This window comes from Shigella sp. FJ200513 (genome assembly GCF_040495915.1).
Lineage (GTDB): Bacteria > Pseudomonadota > Gammaproteobacteria > Enterobacterales > Enterobacteriaceae > ECMA0423.
The window spans coordinates 21,778-40,703 of record NZ_JBDYCV010000028.1; the positions used below are offsets into that span (position 1 = coordinate 21,778).

Below are 18,926 nucleotides of genomic sequence, written 5' to 3' on the forward strand. Positions count from 1 at the left end.
CACATTGTTATTACACTGTTACGGTTTCATTTTCGAGCCAGGAGCACACCTATGAGCGTAAAAGTTATCGTCACAGATATGGACGGTACTTTTCTTAACGACGCCAAAACGTACAACCAACCACGTTTTATGGCGCAATATCAGGAACTGAAAAAGCGCGGCATTAAGTTCGTTGTCGCCAGCGGTAATCAGTATTACCAGCTTATTTCGTTCTTTCCTGAGCTAAAGGATGAGATCTCTTTTGTCGCGGAAAACGGCGCACTGGTTTACGAACATGGCAAGCAACTGTTCCACGGCGAACTGACCCGACATGAATCGCGGATTGTTATTGGCGAGTTGCTAAAAGATAAGCAACTCAATTTTGTCGCCTGCGGTCTGCAAAGTGCATATGTCAGCGAAAATGCCCCCGAAGCATTTGTCGCACTGATGGCAAAACACTACCATCGCCTGAAACCTGTAAAAGATTATCAGGAGATTGACGACGTACTGTTCAAGTTTTCGCTCAACCTGCCGGATGAACAAATCCCGTTAGTGATCGACAAACTACACATAGCGCTGGATGGCATTATGAAACCCGTCACCAGTGGTTTTGGCTTTATCGACCTGATTATTCCCGGTCTACATAAAGCAAACGGTATTTCGCGGTTACTGAAACGCTGGGATCTGTCACCGCAAAATGTGGTAGCGATTGGCGACAGCGGTAACGATGCGGAGATGCTGAAAATGGCGCGTTATTCCTTTGCGATGGGCAATGCTGCGGAAAACATTAAACAAATCGCCCGTTACGCTACCGATGATAATAATCATGAAGGCGCGCTGAATGTGATTCAGGCTGTGCTGGATAACACATCCCCTTTTAACAGCTGACCTCTCTACCGGAGCCATGCGCTCCGGTTTTCCCTTCTTTTTACATCCTGTACATCACATCAAATCATTAAACTTGCATTAACTTATTTATAACTTGTATTGTCACATGCAAATTAGCATAGTTTCGAATGAAAGTTAATGCAAGGTGGTTATGGCTTCTACTTTTACCAGCGACACATTGCCTGCCGATCACAAAGCAGCTATCCGTCAGATGAAGCACGCGCTGCGGGCGCAGCTTGGCGATGTCCAGCAGATCTTTAATCAGCTAAGCGATGACATTGCCACGCGAGTGGCTGAAATCAACGCACTCAAAGCACAGGGCGATGCCGTCTGGCCGGTGCTGTCTTATGCCGATATCAAAGCAGGTCATGTTACTGCAGAGCAGCGCGAACAGATTAAACGTCGCGGTTGTGCGGTGATAAAAGGCCATTTCCCCCGCGAACAAGCGCTAGGCTGGGATCAGTCGATGCTGGACTATCTGAACCGCAACCGCTTTGACGAGGTCTACAAAGGCCCCGGCGATAATTTCTTCGGGACGCTCAGCGCTTCACGTCCCGAGATTTACCCCATCTACTGGTCGCAGGCGCAAATGCAGGCCCGCCAGAGTGAAGAAATGGCGAATGCGCAGTCGTTTCTCAATCGTCTGTGGACATTTGAAAGTGATGGAAAGCAATGGTTTAACCCGGATGTGAGCGTCATCTACCCTGACCGTATCCGCCGCCTTCCGCCCGGAACGACCTCCAAAGGTCTTGGAGCGCATACCGACTCCGGGGCGCTGGAACGCTGGCTGCTTCCAGCGTATCAGCACGTTTTCGCCAACGTCTTTAATGGCAATCTGGCGAAATACGATCCCTGGCATGCGGCACATCGTACGGAAGTTGAAGAGTACACGGTGGACAACACCACCAAATGTTCCGTGTTTCGGACATTCCAGGGCTGGACTGCGCTCTCGGATATGCTGCCTGGTCAGGGGTTGCTGCACGTCGTGCCCATTCCTGAAGCCATGGCGTACGTACTGTTACGTCCGCTGCTTGATGATGTGCCGGAGGATGAACTGTGCGGCGTAGCGCCCGGAAGAGTGTTGCCGGTATCAGAGCAATGGCATCCACTGTTAATTGAGGCGTTAACCAGCATTCCAAAACTCGAGGCCGGAGACTCCGTCTGGTGGCACTGCGACGTCATCCATTCCGTTGCCCCCGTTGAAAATCAACAGGGTTGGGGCAACGTGATGTACATTCCTGCGGCACCGATGTGCGAGAAAAATCTTGCCTACGCGCACAAGGTGAAGGCCGCACTGGAAAAAGGCGCATCGCCGGGCGACTTCCCGCGCGAGGACTATGAAACAAACTGGGAAGGACGCTTTACGCTTGCCGACCTCAACATTCACGGTAAGCGAGCGTTGGGCATGGATGTTTGAGAGTTAATGGAAGTGAATTGATGTGGGATTAAGAAAATCGATTCGACGTTACTCAGATTGCTGACAAGTGCGCTTTCTTAATGCCTGATGCGGCGTTAACGCCTTATCCGGCCTACAAAGTCCTGCAGATTCAATATATTACAGGTACTGCGTAGGCCTGATAAGCGTAGCGCATCAGGCTATTTTGCATTTGTCATCAGCCGTCGTCACCCCGACAGTATCGGGGTGACGGATAATCACTTACTCGATCCCTTTACTACGCAGGTAATCTTCGTAATTACCGCTAAAGTCGATCACGCGTTCCGGGGTGATTTCCAGAATGCGGGTCGCCAGGGAGCTTACGAACTCACGGTCGTGTGAAACAAAGATCAGCGTGCCCTGATACAGTTCCAGCGCCATGTTCAGTGACTCGATGGATTCCATATCCAGGTGGTTGGTCGGTTCGTCCATGATCAGAATGTTCGGCTTCTGCATCATTAACTTACCAAACAGCATCCGCCCTTTTTCCCCACCGGAAAGCACTTTAGCTGGCTTTTTGATGTCGTCCTGGCTGAACAGCAAACGACCGAGAATGCTGCGTACCGCCTGCTCGTCATCGCCTTCCTGCTTCCACTGACTCATCCATTCGAACACGGTCAGATCATTTTCAAACTCATATTCGTGGTCCTGGGCGTAGTAACCAATGCGCGCGTTTTCAGACCATTTTACGGTGCCGCTGTCCGGTTGCAGATCGCCCACCAGCGTTTTCAGCAGCGTTGATTTACCGACGCCGTTGGTACCCAGTACCGCAAGTTTTTCACCGACCTCCAGCAGCAGGTTGAGATTTTTAAACAGTGGACCGTTATCAAACCCTTTGGTCAGACCTTCCACTTCCAGCGCGTTACGGAACAGTTTCTTATCCTGTTCAAAACGGATAAACGGGTTCTGACGGCTGGAGGCTTTCACCTCTTCCAGTTTGATTTTATCAATCTGGCGCGCGCGCGAAGTTGCCTGGCGAGATTTCGAGGCGTTGGCGCTAAAGCGGCTAACGAAAGATTGCAACTCAGCAATCTGCGCTTTCTTCTTGGCGTTATCGGCCAGCAGACGTTCACGCGCTTGGGTCGCCGCCGTCATGTACTCATCGTAGTTACCCGGATAAACGCGCAGCTCGCCGTAATCCAGATCCGCCATGTGGGTACAGACCATGTTAAGGAAGTGACGGTCGTGCGAGATGATGATCATGGTGCTGTCACGCTCGTTCAGCACCTGTTCCAGCCAGCGAATGGTGTCGATGTCGAGGTTGTTGGTCGGTTCGTCGAGCAGGAGAATATCCGGCTCAGCAAACAGCGCCTGCGCCAGAAGCACACGCAGCTTCCAGCCAGGAGCAACTTCACTCATCGGGCCGTAGTGCTGTTCCACTGGAATTCCCACGCCAAGCAACAGTTCACCGGCGCGAGCTTCCGCAGAGTAACCGTCCATTTCGCCGTATTTCACTTCCAGATCGGCCACTTTATAGCCGTCTTCTTCACTCATTTCCGGCAAAGCATAGATGCGGTCGCGCTCCTGCTTCACTTCCCACAACTCTTTATGCCCCATGATCACCGTATCCAGCACAGTGAACTCTTCAAAGGCAAACTGATCCTGACGCAGCTTACCAATGCGCTCGTTGGGATCGAGGGAAACGTTACCCAGCGTCGGCTCAAGGTCGCCGCCGAGAATCTTCATAAAGGTGGATTTACCACTACCGTTCGCGCCAATCAGGCCGTAACGGTTGCCGCCGCCGAATTTGACGGAAATGTTTTCAAACAACGGCTTACTGCCGAACTGCATGGTGACGTTACTGGAAACTAACACAGGCGTATCCTGAAAAGAGATATGACAAACCGCGCATTATGCCATAAGTCTGAAAGAAGATCCTGCTCCTCGCTTAAGGTCTACACTCAAGCCAAAGGCAAAAAATGTGATTTCGTACACATCTGATTTCACTGTGAGCTGGAATGAACTTATAATGCGCTTCCAATACTCTAATATTCTCAACCCAATGGCCTGCCAGGCACAAAATCTCGCTTAACATGAATATGAAATTGAAAACATTATTCGCAGCGGCCTTCGCTGTTGTCGGCTTTTGCAGTACCGCCTCTGCGGTAACTTATCCTCTGCCAACCGACGGGAGTCGCCTGGTTGGTCAGAATCAGGTGATCACCATTCCTGAAGGTAACACTCAGCCGCTGGAGTATTTTGCCGCGGAGTACCAGATGGGGCTTTCCAATATGATGGAAGCGAACCCGGGTGTGGATACCTTCCTGCCGAAAGGCGGTACTGTACTGAACATTCCGCAGCAGCTGATCCTGCCGGATACCGTTCATGAAGGCATCGTCATTAACAGTGCAGAGATGCGTCTGTATTACTATCCGAAAGGGACCAACACCGTTATCGTGCTGCCGATCGGCATTGGTCAGTTAGGCAAAGATACGCCTATCAACTGGACCACCAAAGTTGAGCATAAGAAAGCAGGCCCGACCTGGACGCCGACCGCCAAAATGCACGCAGAGTACCGCGCTGCGGGCGAACCGCTACCGGCTGTCGTTCCGGCAGGTCCGGATAACCCGATGGGTCTGTATGCACTCTACATCGGTCGCCTGTATGCTATCCATGGCACCAACGCCAACTTCGGTATCGGCCTGCGTGTAAGTCATGGTTGTGTGCGTCTGCGTAACGAAGACATCAAATTCCTGTTCGAGAAAGTACCGGTCGGTACCCGCGTACAGTTTATTGATGAGCCGGTAAAAGCGACCACCGAGCCAGACGGCAGCCGTTATATTGAAGTCCATAACCCGCTGTCTACCACCGAAGCCCAGTTTGAAGGTCAGGAAATCGTGCCAATTACCCTGACGAAGAGCGTGCAGACAGTGACCGGTCAGCCAGATGTTGACCAGGTTGTTCTTGATGAAGCGATCAAAAATCGTTCCGGGATGCCGGTTCGCCTGAATTAATCGTCAAAACGTAAAACAAAGGCGGACTCATAATCCGCCTTTTTTATTTGCCAGACCTTACCAGGCCGGGATCATAACTAACAAAACGTATCCCACCAGCGCCGCCCACAACAGCATCGGTATTGAATAGAGATGGAAACGCCACCAGATGCGGCGATCGTTCGCCATACGTAGCGCAATCAAATTTGCCAGCGATCCTGGTAATAAACCAAAGCCCCCCACGTTTACCGCCCATGCCAGTAATAAAGACGGAGGTACATAATTGAGCAGCAAAATGGTACTCGGCACGTTACTGATCACCTGCGATAAACCGACTGCCGTTAACCATAACCCGGGTTCAGATAAATGACTCACGTTACCCAACACGCCTTGCAACGCTGGAAGCTGGGTCAGTAAATGGACGTCGATAAACATCGCCATAAACACCAGCAGCAACGTCCAGTCCACACTCAACACCACGCGACGCGCCAGCAGCACAAAGCCCGCCGCCACAATCACCAGTCCCCACAGCTCTTGTTTGAACTCCAGCGCCGTCAGAAAGACGATATACAGCCCCAGACAATTCCACACCAGCCGCGGTTTCCACTCCGGTGTTTGCACCCCCGTATGGTATTGCAGCGCCTTTCCAGGGAAACAACACCAGCACAACAGCAGGAGTGTCAGCATCATTGCGCCAGCCATCGGTGCCATTTGGGCAATAAATCCGGCAAACGAAAGACCAGAACGTCCCCAGATAAGAATATTTTGCGGGTTGCCAATTGGCGTCAGTAGCGAACCAGCGTTGACTGCCAGCGCCTCAAAAATAATCAGCCGATTAACCGGGATCTCACACAGTCTTTTTAGCGTGATAGTCAGCGGAACAACAATAAACAGCGCGACATCGTTGGTCAGAAAGGTAGAAAGCAGCGCCGCCGCCAGCACCATAAACATCGCCAGCCGACGCTCCGTAGCAAAGCGGCGCACCATTTTGCGCCCCAGCACATCAAAATAACCGCTTAACTCCACACCTTTGGTCAGCAGCATCAGGCCGCTTAAGGTGATGATGGTGTGCCAGTCGATAGCAGCAGGCCAGGATTTCGGTGCAAAGGGCACGAAAAAGCTTAATCCGATACCAACAAGAATTAATAACTGAAAAAAACGATCGCCTTGCAGCGTGCGTAAAAAAGGCAGGCTCATTTGGCACCGTGTTTCTGGGTAAACAAACGAAAAGCGTCGAGCGTCTCTTCACTAACATGGTGCTCCATGCCTTCCGCGTCGCGACGGGCGATTTCCGGACTGACGCCCAACACCAACAAGAAATTTTCGACTATCTGATGTCGCTCGCGGCTTTCCTGCGCCAGCTTCTCTCCTTCTGCCGTTAAAAACACGCCACGCCAGGGGATCATTTCAATCAGCCCCATGGTTGCCAGCCGCTTAAGCATTTTAGCCACCGTCGGTTGCGAAACTCCCAGACGAGCAGCCATGTCCACCTGACGAGCTTCCCCCACTTCCCTGATCAAGTCAGAAATCAGCTCAACGTAATCATCAATAAGCTCGCGCCGATGCGCCTCTCTGACCTGGCGGAACCCTTCAACGTGCTCTTCCACGTTCACTAACTGCGTCACTTTTTTTGCTATTGGCGTACCTGCGCGACGACTCATTGTGCTTCCTCATTATGGTGACGCATACATAGCGTTCTCATTTCGTGCGCACATTGTAAACCAGAGTTGCGAAGGTACAAAAAATTAACGTTTTAGCAATAGCTATATAATATAGCCTGTGCTATATCTGTATGTAATGCAATCATCCCTCAAGGATCGACGGGATTAGCAAGTCAGGAGGTCTTATGAATGAGTTCAAGAGGTGTATGCGCGTGTTTAGTCATTCTCCCTTTAAAGTACGGTTAATGCTGCTCTCTATGTTGTGCGATATGGTCAACAACAAACCGCAGCAAGATAAACCTTCAGATAAATAGCGGCGTCGCGGTACGCCGCTTCACTCCTGCTTTTATGCAGGCATAACGCGTTTTGGTCTGAAAAAAACCACTTTTTGTCGGATTTGCAATCCCCTTCGCAAAAGATTTGTTCGTCAGTAGTTGACCTGAACGGCGGCTCGCTCTATCTTCTTGCAGCCCTGCGTATATTGCGGCTCGCGGATGCGGACCCCTTTCCCCTCTTCACGCACTCTTGCAGGTATTGACCCTTGACGCCAGGGTAAGCACATGGCGTTTGTTACGATAGTGGCATATGAATTTAACCCTCAAAGAATCGCTTGTTACCCGTAGCCGGGTATTTAGCCCGTGGACTGCGTTCTACTTTTTACAGTCGCTATTAATTAACCTCGGCTTAGGTTACCCCTTCAGTTTGCTCTACACCGCTGCGTTTACGGCTATTTTGCTTTTGCTATGGCGAACATTGCCTCGCGTACAAAAAGTTCTGGTCGGTGTCAGTTCGCTGGTGGCGGCTTGTTATTTCCCTTTTGCTCAGGCCTACGGCGCGCCTAATTTCAATACATTGCTGGCATTGCACTCCACCAATATGGAAGAGTCGACCGAAATCCTGACGATTTTTCCGTGGTACAGCTACCTGGTCGGCTTATTTATTTTTGCGCTCGGCGTAATAGCAATCAGGCGAAAAAAAGAGAATGAAAAAGCGCGCTGGAATACCTTCGACAGCCTGTGTCTGGTATTCAGTGTGGCGACATTTTTTGTTGCTCCCGTGCAAAACCTGGCCTGGGGTGGCGTATTTAAACTGAAAGATACTGGCTATCCGGTATTTCGTTTTGCTAAGGATGTCATCGTCAATAATAACGAGGTGATTGAAGAGCAAGAACGGATGGCAAAACTTTCCGGAATGAAAGATACCTGGACGGTCACTGCCGTTAAGCCGAAGTATCAGACCTATGTGGTAGTGATCGGTGAAAGCGCGCGTCGCGATGCCCTCGGTGCCTTTGGCGGTCACTGGGACAATACCCCGTTTGCCAGCAGCGTTAACGGTTTGATATTTGCTGACTACATTGCTGCCAGTGGCTCCACGCAGAAATCGCTTGGCTTAACGCTCAATCGCGTAGTCGATGGCAAACCACAGTTTCAGGATAACTTTGTCACCCTGGCAAATCGCGCGGGCTTCCAGACCTGGTGGTTTTCCAACCAGGGCCAAATCGGCGAATACGATACTGCTATCGCCAGCATCGCCAAACGTGCAGATGAAGTGTACTTCCTGAAAGAAGGTAATTTTGAAGCAGATAAAAACACGAAAGACGAAGCGTTACTGGATATGACCGCTCAAGTGCTGGCGCAAGAGCACTCGCAACCGCAGCTGATTGTTCTGCATCTGATGGGCTCGCATCCGCAGGCCTGCGACAGGACACAAGGCAAATACGAAACCTTTGTGCAATCGAAAGAAACGTCGTGCTATCTCTATACCATGACGCAAACGGACGATTTACTGCGCAAGCTGTACGATCAGTTACGCAACAGCGGCAGCAGCTTCTCTCTGGTTTACTTTTCTGACCACGGTCTGGCCTTTAAAGAGCGCGGCAAAGACGTGCAATACCTTGCCCATGATGATAAATATCAGCAAAATTTCCAGGTGCCTTTTATGGTCATTTCCAGCGGCGATAAAGCGCATCGGGTGATTAAAGCCCGCCGCTCAGCCAATGACTTCTTAGGCTTTTTCTCGCAGTGGACGGGAATTAAAGCGAAGGAAATAAATATCAAATACCCGTTTATATCTGAGAAGAAAGCCGGGCCGATATACATCACCAACTTCCAGTTACAGAAGGTGGATTACAACCATCTCGGAACCGATATTTTCGACCCGAAACCTTAAAAACAAAAATCCGCCCCGAGAGGCGGATTTTTATATCACCAAAGTGATTAGAAGCGGTAACCAACACCGGCAATCCAGGTGCCTACGTCAACGCTACGAATACGGCTCTGCTCGTAAGAGAAGTCCAGAGCAACGTTTTCCATCGGGTTGAACTGCAGACCAGCACCGTAGGAGAAACCGTAGTCGCTGGTGTCGTGTTTGTAGGTCGGGTATTCAGTGGTCTGGAATTTACCATAACCCACACCCACTACACCGTAGATGCTTGCCCAGTCGTTAATGCGGTAAGCCGGACCAGCAGTGATGCCGTAGTACTGGTTTTTGTTGTAGTCACCAGAGCTTGCAGTACGGCTTTTCTCGGTGTAAGTGAAAGAACCGATCACACCCAGCGGGCTGTTGTCTTCTTCATAGCGGTATTTCAGGTTGAAACCGCCCATTTTGTTCATTTGGCCCTGAGCGTCGCTCTGTGCGTAACCGCCAGTTACGGTAGAAGTCGCAGCTACGGAAGTACCTGCGGTGAAAGCCAGAACTGCGGCCAGTGCTGAAAGACATGCAATTTTTTTCATAACCACCTCAAATGTGATTCAAATAAGTCCTAAGTTTTAAATATATCAAAAATTAATGGGAAACTCTTCGCGATTTGTGATGTCTAACGGGCCATTTCATGTAACAGAACGTTTCCATACACCGCTATCCATCTAAATTTAAATCACTTTTTCAGAGAACTGCGTAAGTATTACGCATGTTTTCCCTGTCATTCATCCAGATTATTCCTAATCACCAGACTAATGATTCCATCAATCCTGGCGCATTTTAGTCAAAACGGGGGAAAATTTTTTCAACAAATGCTCAACCAGCATTGGGTATATCCAGTACACTCCACGCTTTACTTAAGTCTAGATATTTGTGGGAGAAAGGATGCCTGGTTCATTACGTAAAATGCCGGTCTGGTTACCAATAGTCATATTGCTCGTTGCCATGGCGTCTATTCAGGGTGGAGCCTCGTTAGCTAAGTCACTTTTTCCTCTGGTGAGCGCACCGGGTGTCACTGCGCTGCGTCTGGCATTAGGAACGCTGATCCTCATCGCGTTCTTTAAGCCATGGCGACTGCGCTTTGCCAAAGAGCAACGGTTACCGCTGTTGTTTTACGGCGTTTCGCTGGGTGGGATGAATTATCTTTTTTATCTTTCTATTCAGACAGTACCGCTGGGTATTGCGGTGGCGCTGGAGTTCACCGGACCACTGGCGGTGGCGCTGTTCTCTTCTCGTCGCCCGGTAGATTTCGTCTGGGTTGTGCTGGCGGTTCTTGGTCTGTGGTTCCTGCTACCGCTGGGGCAAGACGTTTCCCATGTCGATTTAACCGGCTGTGCGCTGGCACTGGGGGCCGGGGCTTGTTGGGCTATTTACATTTTAAGTGGGCAACGCGCAGGAGCGGAACATGGCCCTGCGACGGTAGCAATTGGTTCGTTGATTGCAGCGTTAATTTTCGTGCCAATTGGAGCGCTTCAGGCTGGTGAAGCACTCTGGCACTGGTCGGTTATTCCATTGGGTCTGGCTGTCGTTATTCTCTCGACCGCTCTGCCTTATTCGCTGGAAATGATTGCCCTCACCCGTTTGCCAACACGGACATTTGGTACGCTGATGAGCATGGAACCGGCGCTGGCTGCCGTTTCCGGGATGATTTTCCTCGGAGAAACACTGACACCCATACAGCTGCTGGCGCTCGGCGCTATCATCGCCGCTTCAATGGGGTCTACGCTGACAGTACGCAAAGAGAGCAAAATAAAAGAATTAGACATTAATTAAATTTACATTTCTGTATGGTTATGCATAACCATGCAGAATTTCTCGCTACTTTTCCTCTACACCGTATTTATATATCGAATTATGCAAAAGCATATTTATTCCGAAAATTCCTGGCGAGCAGATAAATAAGAATTGTTCTTATCAATATATCTAACTCATTGAATCTTTATTAGTTTTGTTTTTCATGCTTGTTACCACTATTAGTGTGATAGGAACAGCCAGAATAGCGGAACACATAGCCGGTGCTATACTTAGTCTCGTTAATTACTGGGACATAACATCAAGAGGATATGAAATTATGAGTACCGCTAAATTAGTTAAATCAAAAGCGACCAATCTGCTTTATACCCGCAACGATGTCTCCGACAGCGAGAAAAAAGCAACAGTAGAGTTGCTGAATCGCCAGGTTATCCAGTTTATTGATCTTTCTTTGATTACCAAACAAGCGCACTGGAACATGCGCGGCGCTAACTTCATTGCCGTACATGAAATGCTGGATGGCTTCCGCACCGCACTGATCGATCATCTGGATACCATGGCAGAACGTGCCGTGCAGCTGGGCGGTGTAGCTCTGGGGACCACTCAAGTTATCAACAGCAAAACCCCGCTGAAAAGTTACCCGCTGGACATCCACAACGTTCAGGATCACCTGAAAGAACTGGCTGACCGTTACGCAATCGTCGCTAATGACGTACGCAAAGCGATTGGCGAAGCGAAAGATGACGACACCGCAGATATCCTGACCGCCGCGTCTCGCGACCTGGATAAATTCCTGTGGTTTATCGAGTCTAACATCGAATAAATCCATCGCTGATGGTGCAGAACTTTAGTACCCGATAAAAGCGGCTTCCTGACAGGAGGCCGTTTTGTTTTGCAGCCCACCTCAACGCACTTATTTAGTGCATCCATCTGCTATCCCCAGCTGATTAAGTAAATTTTTTGTATCCACATCATTACACAATCGTTACATAAAGATTGTTTTTTCATCAGGTTTTACGCTAAATAATCACTGTGTTGAGTGCACAATTTTAGCGCACCAGATTGGTGCCCCAGAATGGTGCATCTTCAGGGTATTGCCCTATAAATCGTGCATCACGTTTTTGCCGCATCTCGAAAAATCAATGAGTTGCAAAATTGGCACGATTTTTTCATATATGTGAATGTCACGCAGGGGATCGTCCCGTGGATAGAAAAAAGGAAATGCTATGAAGTCTGTATTAAAAGTTTCACTGGCTGCACTGACCCTGGCTTTTGCGGTTTCTTCTCATGCCGCGGATAAAAAATTAGTTGTCGCGACGGATACCGCCTTCGTTCCGTTTGAATTTAAACAGGGCGATAAATATGTGGGCTTTGACGTTGATCTGTGGGCTGCCATCGCTAAAGAGCTGAAGCTGGATTACGAACTGAAGCCGATGGATTTCAGTGGGATCATTCCGGCACTGCAAACCAAAAACGTCGATCTGGCGCTGGCGGGCATTACCATCACCGACGAGCGTAAAAAAGCGATCGATTTCTCTGACGGCTACTACAAAAGCGGCCTGTTAGTGATGGTGAAAGCTAACAATAACGATGTGAAAAGCGTGAAAGATCTCGACGGGAAAGTGGTTGCTGTGAAGAGCGGTACTGGCTCCGTTGATTACGCGAAAGCAAACATCAAAACTAAAGATCTGCGTCAGTTCCCGAACATCGATAACGCCTATATGGAACTGGGCACCAACCGCGCAGACGCCGTTCTGCACGATACGCCAAACATTCTGTACTTCATCAAAACCGCCGGTAACGGTCAGTTCAAAGCGGTAGGTGACTCTCTGGAAGCGCAGCAATACGGTATTGCGTTCCCGAAAGGTAGCGACGAGCTGCGTGACAAAGTCAACGGCGCGTTGAAAACCCTGCGCGAGAACGGAACTTACAACGAAATCTACAAAAAATGGTTCAGTACTGAACCGAAATAATAACGCTACACCTGTAAAGCGCACTGGCAGTTCCCTCTCCCCCCTGGGGAGAGGATTAGGGTGAGGGGCGCAAACCCGCTCCGGGGCCATTAATTACCCTGAATTTGATTATTTACACCACGGTAACAGGAACAACATATGCAGTTTGACTGGAGTGCCATCTGGCCTGCCATTCCGCTTCTGATTGAAGGTGCCAAAATGACCCTGTGGATTTCGGTCCTCGGTCTGGCTGGCGGTCTGGTAATCGGATTGCTGGCAGGTTTTGCACGCACCTTCGGTGGTTGGATAGCCAACCACGTCGCGCTGGTCTTTATTGAAGTGATCCGCGGCACACCTATCGTCGTCCAGGTGATGTTTATCTATTTCGCCCTGCCGATGGCGTTTAACGACTTACGCATCGACCCATTTACTGCGGCGGTGGTCACCATCATGATCAACTCCGGCGCGTACATTGCGGAAATCACGCGTGGTGCGGTGCTGTCTATCCACAAAGGTTTTCGTGAAGCAGGACTGGCGCTCGGTCTTTCACGTTGGGAAACCATTCGCTACGTCATTTTACCGCTGGCACTGCGTCGTATGCTGCCGCCGCTGGGTAACCAGTGGATCATCAGCATTAAAGACACCTCGCTGTTTATTGTTATCGGCGTGGCGGAACTGACCCGTCAGGGGCAAGAAATTATTGCCGGTAACTTCCGCGCCCTTGAGATCTGGAGCGCCGTGGCGGTGTTCTATCTGATTATTACCCTGGTGCTGAGCTTTATTCTGCGTCGTCTGGAAAGAAGGATGAAAATCCTGTGATTGAATTTAAAAACGTCTCCAAGCACTTTGGCCCAACCCAGGTGCTGCACAATATCGATTTGAACATTGCCCAGGGCGAAGTCGTGGTGATTATCGGGCCGTCCGGTTCCGGTAAATCGACCCTGCTGCGCTGCATCAACAAACTGGAAGAAATCACCTCCGGCGATCTGATTGTCGATGGCCTGAAGGTCAACGATCCGAAAGTTGACGAGCGCCTGATTCGCCAGGAAGCAGGTATGGTGTTCCAGCAGTTTTACCTCTTCCCGCATCTGACGGCGCTGGGAAACGTCATGTTTGGTCCGCTACGCGTGCGTGGCGCGAACAAAGAAGAGGCGGAAAAACTGGCGCGTGAGCTGCTGGCGAAAGTCGGTCTGGCAGAACGTGCACATCACTACCCTTCCGAACTTTCTGGTGGTCAACAGCAGCGTGTGGCGATTGCCCGCGCGCTGGCGGTGAAGCCGAAAATGATGCTGTTTGATGAACCGACTTCCGCTCTTGACCCGGAACTGCGCCATGAAGTGCTGAAGGTTATGCAGGATCTGGCTGAAGAAGGGATGACGATGGTGATCGTGACCCACGAAATCGGTTTTGCCGAGAAAGTAGCTTCGCGGCTGATCTTTATCGACAAAGGCCGGATTGCGGAAGATGGCAATCCGCAGGTGTTGATCAAGAACCCGCCGAGCCAGCGCTTGCAGGAATTTTTGCAGCACGTCTCTTAATAAGACACATTGCCTGATGCGCTACGCTTATCAGGCCTACAGGATATCTGGCAACTTATTAAAATTGCATGAACTTGTAGGACGGATAAGGCGTTCACGCCGCATCCGGCAAAAAAGCCCGCACGTTGTCAGCAACCTGCTTAATATCCCTTCCTCCCTTTCACCCGAAAGGGAGGCACACCAGATTCCTCTCATTTAAAATCGCCCCTCCCCCAGCATCTATACTTATCTTTTTGCTCTGTTTTCTCACTGGAGGAGTCATGCGGTGGATCCTGTTCATCCTCTTCTGCCTGCTGGGCGCACCTGCCCACGCGGTATCCATACCCGGCGTTACAACCACAACGACAACGGACTCAACGACTGAACCGGCCCCGGAACCGGATATCGAACAAAAAAAGCGGCCTATGGCGCACTGGCGGATGTGCTGGATAACGACACCTCGCGTAAAGAGTTGATCGACCAGTTGCGTACTGTCGCCGCGACGCCCCCTGCGGAACCGGTCCCGAAGATCGTGCCGCCGACGCTGGTTGAAGAGCAAACCGTGCTGCAAAAGGTCACCGAAGTCAGCCGCCATTATGGTGAAGCCCTTTCCGCCCGCTTCGGGCAACTTTATCGCAATATCACCGGCTCCCCGCATAAGCCATTTAATCCACAAACCTTCAGCAATGCGCTGAGCCATTTTTCAATGTTAGCGGTATTAGTGTTTGGTTTTTACTGGCTGATTCGCCTGTGCGCACTGCCGCTATATCGCAAAATGGGTCAGTGGGCGAGGCAAAAAAATCGTGAGCGCAGCAACTGGTTGCAGCTTCCGGCGATGATTATTGGGGCGTTTATTATCGACCTGCTGTTACTGGCCCTGACATTATTTGTCGGCCAGGTATTAAGCGACAACCTGAATGCAGGCAGTCGCACCATCGCTTTCCAACAAAGTTTGTTTCTCAACGCCTTTGCCCTGATTGAATTTTTCAAAGCCGTACTACGCCTGATTTTTTGCCCAAACGTGGCGGAGCTGCGCCCGTTCACGATTCAGGACGAGAGCGCCCGTTACTGGGGTCGTCGCCTGAGCTGGTTAAGCAGCCTGATTGGCTATGGCCTGATTGTGGCCGTGCCGATTATCTCTAATCAGGTGAATGTACAGATAGGTGCGCTGGCGAACGTCATCATTATGCTGTGCATGACCGTCTGGGCGTTGTACCTGATCTTCCGAAATAAAAAAGAGATTACCCAGCATATGCTCAACTTTGCGGAGCATTCGCTGGCTTTTTTCAGCCTGTTTATCCGCGCCTTTGCGCTGGTGTGGCACTGGCTGGCAAGCGCCTATTTTATCATGCTGTTTTTCTTTTCGTTGTTCGATCCGGGCAACAGTCTGAAATTTATGATGGGTGCAACGGTGCGCAGCCTGGCGATTATTGGTATCGCAGCGTTTGTTTCCGGTATGTTTTCCCGCTGGCTGGCGAAAACCATCACCCTCTCGCCACATACTCAGCGTAACTATCCGGAGCTACAAAAACGGCTGAATGGCTGGCTTTCGGCGGCGCTGAAAACGGCGCGTATTCTGACCGTCTGCGTGGCAGTAATGTTGCTGTTGAGCGCATGGGGATTGTTCGATTTCTGGAACTGGCTGCAAAACGGCGCGGGGCAGAAAACCGTAGATATCCTGATCCGCATCGCACTCATTCTTTTCTTCTCGGCGGTTGGCTGGACGGTGCTCGCCAGTTTGATCGAAAACCGGCTGGCTTCGGATATTCATGGCCGCCCGCTACCCAGCGCCCGTACGCGTACCCTGCTGACGCTGTTCCGTAACGCGCTGGCGGTGATTATCAGTACCATCACCATCATGATTGTGTTGTCGGAAATCGGCGTCAATATCGCGCCATTGCTGGCAGGTGCCGGGGCATTAGGTCTGGCTATCTCGTTTGGTTCGCAAACGCTGGTAAAAGATATTATCACCGGGGTATTTATTCAGTTTGAAAACGGCATGAACACTGGAGATTTGGTGACTATCGGGCCGTTGACCGGCACAGTGGAACGGATGTCGATTCGCTCCGTGGGCGTGCGCCAGGATACCGGGGCGTATCACATCATTCCGTGGTCTTCGATAACCACCTTTGCTAACTTCGTCCGCGGTATTGGTTCGGTAGTGGCAAACTACGATGTTGATCGCCATGAAGATGCTGATAAAGCCAATCAGGCACTGAAAGATGCGGTAACGGAATTGATGGAAAACGAAGAAATTCGCGGGCTGATTATTGGTGAACCGAACTTTGCCGGGATTGTCGGCTTAAGCAATACCGCGTTTACACTGCGTGTTTCGTTCACCACGCTGCCACTCAAACAGTGGACGGTACGCTTTGCCCTCGACAGCCAGGTGAAAAAACATTTCGACCTGGCGGGCGTTCGCGCGCCAGTGCAGACTTATCAGGTGCTGCCTGCTCCGGGCGCGACCCCGGCTGAACCGCTGCCGCCGGGGGAGCCAACGCTTTAACGTTGGCGATTAACAAAACGGCGGCGCTGCTCGTCGTTCATAAAGGTCCAGGCAATAAAGCGACTCTGCTTTTGCCCCTGGGCCATCTCTTTTTTTACCACCTTCACCGCGCCCACGTCGGTCAGAGCACGATACAACGGCGGTAAGTTTTCACCACGAGATACCAGCGAGGTAAACCACATCACCTGCTTCGCGAAGCCTTTGCTCTCTTCAATCATCTTTTTGATAAAGTTGACTTCACCGCCTTCACACCACAACTCCTGTTGCTGACCACCAAAGTTCAGTGCATCGTCTTTGTTCAGCCCCAGGTTACGGCGTTTACGCTCACTACCTGCCCGCGCCGCAGCGGCGGAATCGTGGAATGGCGGGTTACACAAGGTCGCGTCGTATTGCTCGTTTTTGTGGATGATGCCGTTAAAAATCGCCCCACTCTCTTTTTGCCGACGCAGACGAATGGCGCGGTTAAGCCCCGGATTAGCACTGATAATCGCCTGCGCACTGCTTAACGCCTGGCTGCTGGTTTCACTACCGGTAAAACGCCAGCCATATTCATGTACGCCAATCAGCGGATAAATACAGTTCGCACCAACGCCGATATCCAGAATGCTGGCATTCGCTGGAATTGTTCCGCTTGCTTCAGCCAGTAAATCGGCAAGGTGATGAATATAATCCGCCCGGCCCGGTACTGGTGGGCAGAGAAAACCGTCGGGGATATCCCAGTTCGCTACGGCGTAAAAATGGGCCAGCAACGCCTTATTGAGCGCCTTCACCGCCAGCGGATTGGCAAAGTCTACGCTTTGCTCCCCTGCGGGTGTAAGCGTGAGGAATTGCCTGAGTTCAGGATTGACCTGACAAAGCGTGGCGAGATCGTAGCGGCTGTGATGACGGTTGCGCGGATGCAACCCCGGTTTCTGGGCGGACATAGCATTCTCCTTTAAGCAGCGGCGTAAGATACCCGCATAACGCGACAGGGTAAATATCTGGCTGCGTTTATCATTCCCCAAAACCTTAACATGGCTATGGTTTATGGCAATTCATCATAAAAATCAGCATTATGCATGTCATTGATTTGTCTTATTTTGTAAAAATATATCGTTCAAAAAATAAGCATTTCTCTGTCAATTTTTTGCGTCATTTGCATCGCGCAGGCGACCTACACTTATCAGGCACTACCCGTTGTATTTATGAGGATGTCATTATGAAAAAGTGCCTCACACTACTGATTGCCACCGTCCTGAGCGGAATCTCTCTCACGGCTTATGCCGCGCAACCGATGAGTAACCTGGACAGCGGTCAGCTACGGCCCGCCGGTACCGTTTCGGCAACTGGCGCATCAAACCTAAGCGATCTGGAGGATAAACTGGCAGAAAAAGCGCGCGAACAAGGCGCGAAAGGTTATGTCATTAATTCCGCAGGCGGAAATGACCAGATGTTAGGTACTGCAACCATCTACAAATAACCCCACCAACGTAACTGCATTCGCCTCTGGATGCAGTTTTCGCCTGTTTTGTAATCAAAAAACATCAAATATGAACGCAATGTAAATAAATGTATTTCTTTTTCGCGCAATGGGTGATAGAAAATCGCATCAAGTGATAATGCTTATCAAAATTATTATCACTTGCACGAACACTATCACGGGATTAACAGTGGCATCGCATCCGCAGAGATGCTTTCTCGTGGCAGTGAAAATTTCAACATATAAGAAAAAGTCACCTGCAAAATGGAAAACAATCGCAATTTCCCTGCCAGACAATTTCATTCGCTCACGTTCTTTGCCGGTCTTTGTATTGGTATTACGCCTGTGGCACAGGCACTCGCCGCCGAAGGGCAAGCTAACGCGGATGACACGCTGGTTGTCGAAGCATCAACGCCTTCGCTTTATGCGCCACAACAATCTGCCGATCCGAAATTCTCGCGTCCGGTAGCGGATACTACCCGCACGATGACGGTGATTTCTGAACAAGTGATTAAAGATCAGGGCGCAACCAACCTTACCGACGCGCTCAAAAACGTCCCCGGCGTGGGTAATGCCAGTCAGTTAAGCAACTGACTGGCTCTTTTTCGGGGCTGTGGGGTATTTCCAGGGCCTCTCCTTTACCAC

At 50.4% G+C, this 18,926-nt stretch carries 18 protein-coding genes and 2 pseudogenes; 13 read left to right on the top strand and 7 right to left on the bottom strand.

Annotation, left to right across the window (positions count from 1 at the left end; all coding sequences use genetic code 11):
- Positions 1–51 precede the first annotated feature (51 nt).
- The gene (gene ybiV / locus ABZJ92_RS08550) at positions 52–867 is read left to right on the top strand and encodes a sugar-phosphatase YbiV (RefSeq protein WP_000114270.1); all 816 of its coding nucleotides are present in this window, start codon (positions 52–54) and stop codon (positions 865–867) included.
- 151 nt (positions 868–1,018) lie between these two features.
- Positions 1,019–2,284: a DUF1479 domain-containing protein gene (locus ABZJ92_RS08555; RefSeq protein WP_000168813.1), complete on the top strand. Its 1,266-nt coding sequence runs from the start codon at positions 1,019–1,021 to the stop codon at positions 2,282–2,284.
- Positions 2,285–2,524: 240 nt separating this feature from the next.
- Here ABZJ92_RS08555 and ABZJ92_RS08560 read toward each other — a convergent pair whose 3' ends face one another.
- Positions 2,525–4,117 carry an ABC-F family ATPase gene (locus ABZJ92_RS08560; RefSeq protein WP_000961469.1) on the bottom strand — a complete coding sequence of 531 codons (1,593 nt, stop codon included), beginning with the start codon at positions 4,115–4,117 and terminating at the stop codon, positions 2,525–2,527.
- 218 nt (positions 4,118–4,335) lie between these two features.
- Here ABZJ92_RS08560 and ldtB point away from each other — a divergent pair, with 218 nt between their 5' ends.
- Positions 4,336–5,256: a L,D-transpeptidase gene (gene ldtB, locus ABZJ92_RS08565; RefSeq protein WP_001056377.1), complete on the top strand. Its 921-nt coding sequence runs from the start codon at positions 4,336–4,338 to the stop codon at positions 5,254–5,256.
- A 57-nt stretch (positions 5,257–5,313) separates the two neighbouring features.
- Here the strand turns inward: ldtB and ABZJ92_RS08570 are convergent, their stop codons facing one another.
- Both ABZJ92_RS08570 and mntR read right to left on the bottom strand, forming a co-directional pair.
- Positions 5,314–6,432: an anion transporter gene (locus tag ABZJ92_RS08570; RefSeq protein ID WP_000056462.1), complete on the bottom strand. Its 1,119-nt coding sequence runs from the start codon at positions 6,430–6,432 to the stop codon at positions 5,314–5,316.
- The gene (mntR, locus tag ABZJ92_RS08575) at positions 6,429–6,896 is read right to left on the bottom strand and encodes a manganese-binding transcriptional regulator MntR (protein WP_000091007.1); all 468 of its coding nucleotides are present in this window, start codon (positions 6,894–6,896) and stop codon (positions 6,429–6,431) included. Before mntR ends, ABZJ92_RS08570 begins: the two co-directional genes overlap by 4 nt.
- A gap of 185 nt (positions 6,897–7,081) precedes the next feature.
- Between mntR and mntS the strand changes: the two genes are divergently transcribed.
- Together mntS and opgE are read left to right on the top strand one after the other, a co-directional pair.
- Complete coding sequence (gene mntS / locus ABZJ92_RS08580; protein ID WP_001001761.1) at positions 7,082–7,210, top strand: manganase accumulation protein MntS; 129 nt, start codon at positions 7,082–7,084, stop codon at positions 7,208–7,210.
- 271 nt (positions 7,211–7,481) lie between these two features.
- On the top strand, positions 7,482–9,065 hold the full coding sequence (gene opgE, locus ABZJ92_RS08585) for a phosphoethanolamine transferase (RefSeq protein ID WP_001054680.1): 1,584 nt from the start codon (positions 7,482–7,484) through the stop codon (positions 9,063–9,065).
- Positions 9,066–9,112: 47 nt separating this feature from the next.
- Here the strand turns inward: opgE and ompX are convergent, their stop codons facing one another.
- Complete coding sequence (ompX, locus tag ABZJ92_RS08590; protein ID WP_001295296.1) at positions 9,113–9,628, bottom strand: outer membrane protein OmpX; 516 nt, start codon at positions 9,626–9,628, stop codon at positions 9,113–9,115.
- A gap of 52 nt (positions 9,629–9,680) precedes the next feature.
- Positions 9,681–9,746, bottom strand: a complete 66-nt coding sequence (locus tag ABZJ92_RS08595) for a protein YliM (RefSeq protein ID WP_120795379.1) — start codon at positions 9,744–9,746, stop codon at positions 9,681–9,683.
- Between the two features lie 234 nt (positions 9,747–9,980).
- Between ABZJ92_RS08595 and rhtA the strand changes: the two genes are divergently transcribed.
- The 6 genes and pseudogenes from rhtA (at position 9,981) to ybiO (ending at position 16,822) form a co-directional block, all read left to right on the top strand.
- A complete protein-coding gene (gene rhtA, locus ABZJ92_RS08600) occupies positions 9,981–10,868 on the top strand; it encodes a threonine/homoserine exporter RhtA (protein ID WP_005048475.1) in 888 nt (295 codons plus the stop codon).
- Positions 10,869–11,166: 298 nt separating this feature from the next.
- Positions 11,167–11,670 carry a DNA starvation/stationary phase protection protein Dps gene (gene dps, locus ABZJ92_RS08605; protein WP_000100800.1) on the top strand — a complete coding sequence of 168 codons (504 nt, stop codon included), beginning with the start codon at positions 11,167–11,169 and terminating at the stop codon, positions 11,668–11,670.
- Between the two features lie 403 nt (positions 11,671–12,073).
- Complete coding sequence (gene glnH, locus ABZJ92_RS08610) at positions 12,074–12,820, top strand: glutamine ABC transporter substrate-binding protein GlnH (RefSeq protein WP_000843867.1); 747 nt, start codon at positions 12,074–12,076, stop codon at positions 12,818–12,820.
- Positions 12,821–12,958: 138 nt separating this feature from the next.
- Entirely contained in the window at positions 12,959–13,618 is a 660-nt protein-coding gene (gene glnP / locus ABZJ92_RS08615) for a glutamine ABC transporter permease GlnP (protein WP_001159065.1), read from the top strand.
- A complete protein-coding gene (glnQ, locus tag ABZJ92_RS08620; protein WP_000569086.1) occupies positions 13,615–14,337 on the top strand; it encodes a glutamine ABC transporter ATP-binding protein GlnQ in 723 nt (240 codons plus the stop codon). Before glnP ends, glnQ begins: the two co-directional genes overlap by 4 nt.
- Before the next feature lie 260 nt (positions 14,338–14,597).
- A pseudogene (gene ybiO / locus ABZJ92_RS08625) lies at positions 14,598–16,822 on the top strand (mechanosensitive channel protein).
- Here ybiO and rlmF read toward each other — a convergent pair.
- Complete coding sequence (gene rlmF, locus ABZJ92_RS08630) at positions 16,819–17,745, bottom strand: 23S rRNA (adenine(1618)-N(6))-methyltransferase RlmF (protein ID WP_001343936.1); 927 nt, start codon at positions 17,743–17,745, stop codon at positions 16,819–16,821. The pseudogene ybiO and the gene rlmF overlap by 4 nt on opposite strands.
- A gap of 275 nt (positions 17,746–18,020) precedes the next feature.
- Between rlmF and mcbA the strand changes: the two genes are divergently transcribed.
- Both mcbA and ABZJ92_RS08640 read left to right on the top strand, forming a co-directional pair.
- Entirely contained in the window at positions 18,021–18,281 is a 261-nt protein-coding gene (gene mcbA, locus ABZJ92_RS08635; protein ID WP_000710620.1) for a DUF1471 family periplasmic protein McbA, read from the top strand.
- A gap of 264 nt (positions 18,282–18,545) precedes the next feature.
- Positions 18,546–18,851, top strand: a pseudogene (locus ABZJ92_RS08640) (TonB-dependent receptor plug domain-containing protein); the annotation flags it as partial.
- 12 nt (positions 18,852–18,863) lie between these two features.
- On the opposite strand, the gene ABZJ92_RS22445 reads toward ABZJ92_RS08640, so the two are convergent.
- Positions 18,864–18,926 (bottom strand): hypothetical protein (locus ABZJ92_RS22445; protein ID WP_369812015.1); only part of this gene is annotated, 63 nt, incomplete at its 5' end.

Coding starts and splice junctions, on each gene's coding strand:
- opgE (WP_001054680.1), top strand. CDS start 7,482: ATGAATTTAACCCTCAAAGAATCGCTTGTTACCCGTAGCCGGGTATTT.
- ABZJ92_RS08570 (WP_000056462.1), bottom strand. CDS start 6,432: ATGAGCCTGCCTTTTTTACGCACGCTGCAAGGCGATCGTTTTTTTCAG.
- glnH (WP_000843867.1), top strand. CDS start 12,074: ATGAAGTCTGTATTAAAAGTTTCACTGGCTGCACTGACCCTGGCTTTT.
- ABZJ92_RS08555 (WP_000168813.1), top strand. CDS start 1,019: ATGGCTTCTACTTTTACCAGCGACACATTGCCTGCCGATCACAAAGCA.
- ldtB (WP_001056377.1), top strand. CDS start 4,336: ATGAATATGAAATTGAAAACATTATTCGCAGCGGCCTTCGCTGTTGTC.
- rhtA (WP_005048475.1), top strand. CDS start 9,981: ATGCCTGGTTCATTACGTAAAATGCCGGTCTGGTTACCAATAGTCATA.
- rlmF (WP_001343936.1), bottom strand. CDS start 17,745: ATGTCCGCCCAGAAACCGGGGTTGCATCCGCGCAACCGTCATCACAGC.
- ybiV (WP_000114270.1), top strand. CDS start 52: ATGAGCGTAAAAGTTATCGTCACAGATATGGACGGTACTTTTCTTAAC.
- mntS (WP_001001761.1), top strand. CDS start 7,082: ATGAATGAGTTCAAGAGGTGTATGCGCGTGTTTAGTCATTCTCCCTTT.
- mntR (WP_000091007.1), bottom strand. CDS start 6,896: ATGAGTCGTCGCGCAGGTACGCCAATAGCAAAAAAAGTGACGCAGTTA.
- mcbA (WP_000710620.1), top strand. CDS start 18,021: ATGAAAAAGTGCCTCACACTACTGATTGCCACCGTCCTGAGCGGAATC.
- glnP (WP_001159065.1), top strand. CDS start 12,959: ATGCAGTTTGACTGGAGTGCCATCTGGCCTGCCATTCCGCTTCTGATT.
- ompX (WP_001295296.1), bottom strand. CDS start 9,628: ATGAAAAAAATTGCATGTCTTTCAGCACTGGCCGCAGTTCTGGCTTTC.
- dps (WP_000100800.1), top strand. CDS start 11,167: ATGAGTACCGCTAAATTAGTTAAATCAAAAGCGACCAATCTGCTTTAT.